Consider the following 8,070-nt stretch of genomic DNA (forward strand, 5'->3'; position numbering starts at 1 on the left):
CTGCCGTTGGACTCACCAACATTTATTGTGGGAGCGGGTTTACCCGCGAAGCAGGCAACGCGGAGGATGGCACGGGCTTCGCCCGTGTTCGCGGGTAAACCCGCTCCCACAAAGATCACCTCAGACACGACTGGCAGCCATGGGTCGATAGCGGTCACTAGCGAACAACTGCATTCGACCCATTGCGGCCGGTCACGTACGACTGCAATCGATCAAAAAGCGTCTGCTGAATCGCGGGTTTGTGGGGCGGGTAAAATTCAGATGCTCAGGTCGGTGACTCAGTGCTTGTAGAGCAATGCTTCAACTACAACGCCAAATGCTGATGAATGTTCACGGCGATTTGGGTAGTAGAGATGGTAACCGGCAAAGGGTTGGCACCAATCTTCCAATACCCGCACAAGGCTGCCATCGGCTAGCTCCTTCGCCACCATGTCTTCCGGCAGGAAACCCAAGCCACATCCCGCCACGGCCGCACGCAGGATCGGCACGCTGCTGTTGAACGTCCATTGCCCTTCGACACGGGCCTTCAGTTCATGGCCATCCTTTTCAAAGTCCCATTGCATCAGGCTGCCATGGGTGGGGAGGCGCAGATTGATGCAATTTTGCGCGGCCAGATCACCGGGCTCCTTCGGCACCGGCCGCTGTTTGAAATAATCAGGTGAGCCCACGACAGCGATGCGCAGGGGCGGCCCGATGGGTACGGCGATCATGTCCTTGGCCACCTGGTCTCCCAGGCGTACACCGGCGTCATAGCGTTGCGCGACGATGTCGGAGAGGGCGTAGTCGACGGTGATTTCGACATTGATGTCCGGGTAGTCGGGAAGCACCTTTGAAAGCTTGGGCCACAGAATGTTGTTGGCGGCGTGTTCGGATGCCTGAATCCGCACATTGCCTGCCGGGGTGTCACGAAATTCGCTGACCGCGGCCAGTTCGAGTTCGATCTCATCGAACCGCGGCGCCATCGATTGATACAGCCGCTGACCCGCCTCGGTCGGCGAAACGCTGCGCGTGGTACGCGTCAACAAGCGCACGCCCAAACGGCTTTCCAGCGCGCGCATGGTATGGCTCAGTGCCGACTGCGAGACGCCAAGCTGGGCGGCCGCACGGGTGAAACTGCCTTCGCGGGTGATGACCACGAAGGCTTGCAGGTCGTTAAGATTAGCGCGTGACATTGATGAGGGCCTCTCATGAAGGGGCGCGGGATTGATCCATGAAAGCAGGTTGCACACAGATGCGCGACCCCCAAGAGCGGTGATTACAAGGTGCGGCCGTAAAACGCGGTCAGTTTGCCAATCGCGGCATCGACATAACGCGGTACCCAATAGGTTTCGATGTGCGTCGCGCCGTCGAGGATAAACACTTCCTTGTCGGTAGTGCCGGTGGCTTTGGCGAAGGCGTCCTGCGTCATGTACAGGCTGTCGGCTTTGCTGCCGGCGATCATCAGCAGCGGTTGGTTGATCAGCTCTATATGATCAGTGGCGTCGAAACGCATCAAGTCGATCAGGCTGCTGGTGGTGTATTTGAAGGTCGAGTTCGGGTGCGCGTGGGTCTTCCAGTAGTACTCATAACCTTGGCGATACAGCTCGAAGGGCAGTTTGGCAATCTGCTCGTCGGTGAGGTTGGCATCGCCCGAATACAGCACCGCGCCGCCGGCGGCTTCTTGCGCGCGAGCTGCTGACGCCTGTTGCAGGCGTTGCGCAATGCTGTCCATTTGCGAGTCGTTGTAGCCGTTGCGACGTACCCGGCCCGAGTTGAACATGCTCACCGTTGCCAGCGATTTGAAGCGTTTGTCGGTTTGCGCTGCCGCCAACGAATAACCACCGCCGCCACAGATGCCGAGCAGGCCCAGGCGCTTGTCATCGACGCCGGCAAACTGGCTGATGAAGTCGGCCATGCCGTGAATGTCTTCGATGCGATACGCCGGTTTATCGATGCTGCGCGGCTGACCACCGCTGGAGCCCTGGTACGCCGCATCGGCAGTGATGGTGATGTAGCCCTGTTCGGCCAAGCGTTGAGCATACAGACCGGCGACTTGTTCTTTCACACCGCCATTGGGGTGTGCAACGACCACGGTCGGGTAGGTCTTCTTCGCGTCATAATTAGCCGGGGTGTAGACGTTGGCGGCGATATCCAGACCGTTGAGTTTGTAGCTGACCGGATGGATGTTGACCTTGCCCGGTTCGTTCTTGCTGATAGCGCCGTCGTAGGCGAGGGTGAACGGGTTCTTTTTGTAATCGGCGGCCAAGGCTTCGCCAGCCGAGAGGCCGACCAAGGCCGACATGAACGTGGCTTTGAGAGTGTTTTTCACGTGTAACTCCTGGGCAATCAAAAAGGGCGGCAGTTGCAGAAGTGTCTGGCTCAGTCCAGCTGTTTTTCTTTGAGGAATTGCGCGACCATGTCAGCGATCTGCACGTTGTTCAGATCCGACATGGGGAAGTGGGTATTGCCGTTAATACCGATCTCCGGCAGGTGGATCAGTCGCACATCACCGCCGTGGCGATTGACCGCGTCACGCCAGAGCCGGGCCATCTTCAGGCGTGCGCGCCAACTGTCCTGAGCGGGCAGCTCGACCGCCTGCTCAGGGATGTTGTCGCCATAGAGGATCAGAATCGGAATGCGCGTGAGGGCCATGAATTGCTCGATCGGCACCGCCGCGCCTTGCACCGTGTCGAACGCGCTGGGAATCGGCGCAGGCACTTCACCATCCGCAAATACGAAGCTGCTGCCCGGTTCGAACGCCACAATGGCTTTGACCTTGTCGTTCTTGATCGCCGTCAACCAGCCTGGCCCGCCACCTTGCGAATGAGTGAATAAAATCCCCGGGCCGATTTTGTCGAACAGTGCTGACACGCCATCAGAAACCACGCCCATGTCGAACGGCCCGGTGTTCGGCGTCATCGCCCGGAAAAACTGCTCGCGGGTCTGGGCATCCTGTGCCACTTGCACACCGTTGAAGTAGTTAGGCCACAGGCCGATGCGGAACTGGTTGAACCACAGTTGCTCGTCAGGCACAGGCTTGATTGTGGTCTCGACCATGCTGCGCCCTGCAACGCCACGCCGTGGCTGATCGATCAGGTAGACGCCGTAGTGGCGGCGCAGAAAGATGTTCTGAAAGCCTTCGCGACCATCGGCGGTGGTTTCCCAGGTCTTGGAAAACTGACCCGCACCGTGCCACATGACGATGGGCAGTTTTCGCGCATCCACCGGGATTTGATAGAAGGCGTAGGCGTGGTCACCGTGGTAGGTCTGGCCGTTGGGCGCCATTGGTTGGTGCGGGTTGAAGGTTCCCGGTGCAGTGGTCACCGTTCCGCCGGCGGCGAAGCTGCCTTGCTGTTGAATCAGCAACGAGCCATCGGGGTTGTTCGCGCAGGCCGCCAACAGGCTCAACAGCGGGATGCTCAGCAGGTACTTTGCAGATTTCATGTCATTTCCCCGAAGCCGCGAGGGCTTGGGTCAACGCGGTATTGGCACGTTCCGCCGTCTGCGCATCGCTGTGTTTCTTCAGCAGTTCCGTGACCTCGCGCAACTGTGCCGTGCTCAGGCCGACGCGCAAGCTCGCCGCCATGTGCGAGCGCAATTGCGGCTCGACCCCAGGCGTTGCCGCCAGCGCCCCGACAGTCGCCAGTTCGCGGCTTTGCCAGTCGAGGTTGTCGCGTTCGAAGATGTCGCCGAACAGGTGGGTTTGCAGGAATTGGTTGATCACCGGAGCGAACTCGAACACCGGGCCTTTGACCGGGGCGCCGGAGATTCTGGTTTGATTCGCGGTGCCGGCAGCCAGCAGCTCATCCCCGATCGGAATCGCCCGGCTCGGTTCACGCCCCGGGGCGTCTTCGATACCGCGCTGTTTGCGCGTCTGCACCACCGTCATCAGCTCGTTCAAGGCGTTCAGGCTGCGCGGGAAGCCCACATACGCGTAAAGCTGCACCAGAATTTCCCGGGTTTCGCTGATGGTCAAGCCGGCATCGAGCCCTTGATTGAGCGCGGTGTTGAGGTGGGGTATGTCGCTGGTGGCCATGAACGCGGCGATCAGGGGAATCGCTTGTTGTTGGCGCGACAAGGTAGCTGTGCTGGCGGGCGTGCTGGCCATGGTCTGCGATGCCTCGGTTGCTTGAGTGGTAACGCTGAACATCGCCCCAACACCCAGACAGAGTGCCATGAGGGCGAGGATGGCAGTGCTGTTGCGTGCGTCAGTGGTCATCGTGAGAGGCTCCATCGCTTGTGGGTCACTGCGGTGCCGCTGGATCGTACGGAGGATGGTTGTCTCGATTAACCCCGAAATTGCGCATGGACTTCTGAGCAGAGCTCATGAGTCGACAGTGCCATGACCGCTGCAATAGCGGCGCGAACGCGCTGGTGCGCGGCCTGGAGGTCGGATGACGGTTTGCGGCGAAGATGCCAGGTGACCAGCATCGACACATTCCGTAACTTCATTCTCCGGCGTATTGCGCCTCCGAGACCTGCTCCGCCCAGGTAACGGTGTTGCCGTCCTCGGCTTCAGCGATGGCGATGTGGGTCATGCCGTTGCTGGCCGTGGCGCCATGCCAGTGACGGGTATGCGGTGGGATCCAGACAGTGTCGCCCGGTCGGATCTCCTGTCGCGGGCCACCTTCTTGTTGGACGTAGCCGACGCCTGCGGTGACGATCAGCGTTTGCCCCAGCGGATGGGTGTGCCACGCCGTGCGCGCGCTAGGTTCAAAGGTTACCGTGCCGCCTCCGACGCGCGCCGGCGGCTCGCCCTTGAAGAGGCCATCAACGTGCACCTTACCGGTGAAGTTTTGCGCGGCCCCCTTGATCGAGGGCTGCGAGCCGTTCGGCGTAACGCGGATTTCGCTAGCAGCTTGGGATTCTGCCGCCATGAATGAAAAAGCAACGAGTGGTGCGATCAATCGGTTCATCGGATCGACTCCGGTAAGACGTGAAAGGGCGCTGCACGTGGCGCCGGATTGGGCAGACTCAGAGTCCGGTCATCTTCAATGCCGACTCCGGAAGGCGTTCCCCCTGCACTTGAATCTGCGCCATCTGCTCGTTGATCACGCGCAGATCGTCGCAGGTCAATTGCAGTTGGCCAGCGCCCAGGTTCTCTTCCAGTCGATGCTGCTTTGTCGTGCCCGGGATTGGCACAAACCACGGTTTCTGTGCGAGCAACCAGGCCAGCGCCACTTGCGCCGGCGTGGCGCTTTTGCGTTGCGCGACGGCTTTCACCACATTGACCAATGCCAGGTTGGCCTTGCGCGCTTCAGGGGAAAAACGCGGGACGAAGTTGCGGAAATCGCTGGCATCGAACTGCGTGTGCTCGTCGATCTGCCCGGTGAGGAAACCGGCGCCGAGCGGGCTGAACGGTACGAAGCCGATCCCCAGTTCTTCCAGCACTGCCAGCAGCTCCAATTCCGGGCCTCGCCAGAACAGCGAATATTCACTCTGCACCGCCGTGAAGGCCGTTGCCCAACGTGCGGATATTCATGCTGTCACTCCGTACTGAATTCGATCAACGCGTGAGGGAGTGATCGCTCAGCCAGCCGTTCACGCGCTCCATGGTCTTACGCTCCTGCTCACTTTCCATCACAAAACCTTCCAGAACCCTGGACTTCGGCGCGTGCTCGACCAGCACGCTGCGGCTGTTGCCCAAGCCATAACCGCCGTGGGTGTTGAAGGGGATAAGGGTTTTGCTGGTCAGGTCGTGGGCGCTGAGAAAGGCGCGCACGATCGGCGGGGCGGTTTCACCCCAGATCGGAAAGCCGAGATAGATCGTGTCGTAGTCGCTCAAGAACTGAACCTTGTTTTGCAGCTCGGGTTCGAAGCCGCTGTCACGCTCCTGACGTGCCTGCTCAACGGTTTGCAGATAGTCCTCGGGGTAGGCTTGGGCCGGGCGAATCTCGAAGAGATCGGCATTCAGCCCACGTTGGATCAGCCCGGCGACCATGCGGGTATTACCCGAGCGCGAGAAATACGCGACCAGAATCCGCGAGCCTGAGCGGGGTGTTTCACTGGGGCCTTGCGTGTCGGCGAGCGACAGCAGCGGGGCGCTGGCCAGGGCGGCGATCACCGTGCGCCGCAGCGGATCGTGATCATTGTTCATCGACCGACTCGCGCCTTTAGGGCTTCGGGATAGCGCTCGCCTTCAATGCGGATGTGCGCCAGTGCGGCATCGATCGCTTTGAGTTCGGCGGCGTCGAGCGTGACGTCCGCGCCGCCGAGGTTTTCTTCCAGGCGAGGCAGTTTGGTCGTCCCCGGAATCGGTACGATCCACGGTGCCTGCGCGAGCAGCCAGGCCAGCGCGATCTGTGCGGGTGTGGCTTGTTTCTGCGCGGCGATCTCACGGATCAATACCACCAGGCGCTGATTGGCTTGCAGCGCCGGCTGGCTGAAACGCGGGACGATGCTGCGGAAATCGTCGCTGCCGTAAGTGGTCTGCGCCGACACCGTGCCGGTGAGAAAACCTTTACCCAGTGGGCTGAACGGCACTAAGCCGATGCCCAGTTCCCAAAGCGTCGGCAGGACTTCCTGCTCAGGCTCACGCCACCACAATGAGTATTCGCTTTGCAGCGCTGTGACCGGTTGCACCGCGTGTGCACGGCGAATGGTCTGCGCACCGGCCTCCGACAGGCCGAAGTGCTTGATCTTGCCTTCGCCAATCAAGTCCTTCACCACGCCGGCGACGTCCTCGATCGGCACGTCCGGATCGACGCGGTGCTGGTAAAGCAGATCGATGTAGTCGGTCTGCAGTCGACGCAACGAACCCTCGACCGCGACCCGGATGTGCTCGGGGCGGCTGTTGAGAATCTGCTGTTTATTGTCGTCGCCGAAGGTGAAGCCGAACTTGGTGGCGATGACCACTTCATCGCGCACCGGTGCCAGGGCTTCGCCCACCACCTGTTCGTTCAGGTAGGGGCCGTAAACCTCGGCGGTATCGAAGAACGTGACGCCCCGGTCAACCGCCGATCGGATCAGCGCAATGGCCTGTTGTGTGTCAGTCGCCGGGCCGTAGCCATGGCTTAAGCCCATGCAACCCAAGCCCAGGGCTGACACTTCAAGTGAACTGTTTCCGAGTGTGCGCTTGTGCATCTGGATCTCCCGACATTTGGTGTTGGGAGAACAGTAAGCGAGCTACCGAGTGGGGACTAGATGGTTAAATTGGCAAGGGTTCATGAAATTTGTTCATCAATCACAGAGGGCAGGCTGTGGGGCTGTATCCTCATGGGACGCATGAAAGGCTGCCCTAGGGCAATCGTTTATTCATCAGGGCGCGATATAACCGGCCTACTGTCGGAAGGTGTGCTAAAACCAGAATATCCAAAGCCTGGGTGTACCATGAGCAATTTTCCGATCGTTGCCACGATACTCTCGATGATACTCGGGCTCTCCGTCACTCGGCTTCTACTGGGGGTATTGACGGTATTCCGCATTCGCCGCGCGGCGAAGCCTGATTGGGTACCGCTCGCCTGGGCCACGATGCTGTTCACTACGCAACTTGACTTCTGGTGGGCTGTAAACGCTCTGCCGGCCATAAAAGTTACGTTCACATTTTTGGAGTTTCTCCTGCTCGTTCTGTTAGCGCTTTCTCTTTTTATAGCCTCTGCGCTGTTGCTCCCCAGTCGCAGTGAGGATGAGCAGAATGGCCTTCAGGTTTACTTCGAACAGGATGGCCGTTACGCGCTGTTGTTCCTGTCTGCTTATTTATTCCTCGGGCTTGTCGTAAACGTAAGCTTTTTCAAGGCATCGCCAATAGCGCTATGGGGCGTATTGGACGTGATCATGATTGCCCTTCCACTCTGCGCGTTCATCGCCAGGTCTCGCGAGCATTATTCGAGCATCGCCTTGGCATACATTCCTATTACAGCATTTGACTTAGTGGTTTCACTCGCCGGCTAGACAGTTGGATCGCAATTTGATCGCCGATGAGCGGCAGCTTCGGGTCGAAAGCGGTCACTGGCTAACGGCTGCAGTCGACCCATGGCTGCCGTTGGACTCACCAACATTTATTGTGGGAGCGGGTTTACCCGCGAAGCAGGCAACGCGGAGGATGGCACGGGCTTCGCCCGTGTTCGCGGGTAAACCCGCTCCCACAAAGAT

Annotated in this window: 9 protein-coding genes; 1 reads left to right on the top strand and 8 read right to left on the bottom strand. The window is 59.7% G+C overall.

All coding sequences use genetic code 11. The features are described from left to right. Positions 1-278: 278 nt before the first annotated feature. From OO306_RS27410 to OO306_RS27445, 8 genes are all read right to left on the bottom strand, one after another. On the bottom strand, positions 279-1,172 hold the full coding sequence (locus OO306_RS27410) for a LysR family transcriptional regulator (RefSeq protein ID WP_265970345.1): 894 nt from the start codon (positions 1,170-1,172) through the stop codon (positions 279-281). A gap of 83 nt (positions 1,173-1,255) precedes the next feature. After that, positions 1,256-2,308, bottom strand: a complete 1,053-nt coding sequence (locus OO306_RS27415; protein ID WP_265970340.1) for an alpha/beta hydrolase — start codon at positions 2,306-2,308, stop codon at positions 1,256-1,258. A 50-nt stretch (positions 2,309-2,358) separates the two neighbouring features. Then, complete coding sequence (locus OO306_RS27420) at positions 2,359-3,303, bottom strand: alpha/beta fold hydrolase (RefSeq protein WP_265970346.1); 945 nt, start codon at positions 3,301-3,303, stop codon at positions 2,359-2,361. Positions 3,304-3,424: 121 nt separating this feature from the next. After that, positions 3,425-4,198 carry a carboxymuconolactone decarboxylase family protein gene (locus OO306_RS27425; RefSeq protein WP_265970341.1) on the bottom strand — a complete coding sequence of 258 codons (774 nt, stop codon included), beginning with the start codon at positions 4,196-4,198 and terminating at the stop codon, positions 3,425-3,427. Positions 4,199-4,427: 229 nt separating this feature from the next. Next, positions 4,428-4,895, bottom strand: coding sequence for a cupin domain-containing protein (locus tag OO306_RS27430; protein ID WP_265970342.1), 468 nt, complete (start codon positions 4,893-4,895; stop codon positions 4,428-4,430). A gap of 58 nt (positions 4,896-4,953) precedes the next feature. Further along, a complete protein-coding gene (locus OO306_RS27435; RefSeq protein WP_323055840.1) occupies positions 4,954-5,457 on the bottom strand; it encodes an aldo/keto reductase in 504 nt (167 codons plus the stop codon). 28 nt (positions 5,458-5,485) lie between these two features. Beyond that, positions 5,486-6,076: a flavodoxin gene (locus OO306_RS27440; protein ID WP_265970343.1), complete on the bottom strand. Its 591-nt coding sequence runs from the start codon at positions 6,074-6,076 to the stop codon at positions 5,486-5,488. After that, positions 6,073-7,062, bottom strand: a complete 990-nt coding sequence (locus OO306_RS27445; protein WP_265970344.1) for an aldo/keto reductase — start codon at positions 7,060-7,062, stop codon at positions 6,073-6,075. Before OO306_RS27445 ends, OO306_RS27440 begins: the two co-directional genes overlap by 4 nt. A 246-nt stretch (positions 7,063-7,308) precedes the next feature. Here OO306_RS27445 and OO306_RS27450 point away from each other — a divergent pair, with 246 nt between their 5' ends. Then, complete coding sequence (locus OO306_RS27450; RefSeq protein WP_099429722.1) at positions 7,309-7,869, top strand: hypothetical protein; 561 nt, start codon at positions 7,309-7,311, stop codon at positions 7,867-7,869. The last annotated feature ends 201 nt before the right edge of the window (positions 7,870-8,070 follow it).

The sequence above is a fragment of the Pseudomonas sp. DCB_AW genome (assembly GCF_026240895.1).
In the GTDB taxonomy this organism is placed as follows: domain Bacteria; phylum Pseudomonadota; class Gammaproteobacteria; order Pseudomonadales; family Pseudomonadaceae; genus Aquipseudomonas; species Aquipseudomonas kermanshahensis.